Raw genomic sequence first — 253 nt, 5'->3', positions numbered from 1 at the left:
AGGATAGACTGCGGAAGCCGCATGCTCGTAGTGGAGCTGGTGCGGCATGCAACGGGGCGCTGCGATTTTATCGCTTCGACTCCATTCCGGCCTTGAACAGGCTTGGGCGACACAGACAGGGCCTCACGGGGGATTTCCAGACTATCGGGAGAAACCAGAAAGGTTCGTTATTAAAGGATCGGGAGACAGGGCAGTTGGCCTGTCGTCATTACCGACCAGGGGCAGCGGATGACCGTTGAACCTGTGACCCACA

The 253-nt window shown here is 57.7% G+C and carries 1 protein-coding gene; it reads left to right on the top strand.

Annotated features, from left to right (window positions below):
- Positions 1–239, top strand: a 239-nt coding sequence (locus IV91_RS19455) for a hypothetical protein (RefSeq protein ID WP_233418513.1), incomplete at its 5' end; no start/stop codon positions are given.
- Between the last annotated feature and the right edge of the window lie 14 nt (positions 240–253).

Source organism: Ferrovum myxofaciens (assembly GCF_000735045.1).
GTDB lineage: Bacteria > Pseudomonadota > Gammaproteobacteria > Burkholderiales > Ferrovaceae > Ferrovum > Ferrovum myxofaciens.
Note: the sequence above shows the minus strand (reverse complement) of the source record. Positions and strands in the feature narration are given on the sequence as shown.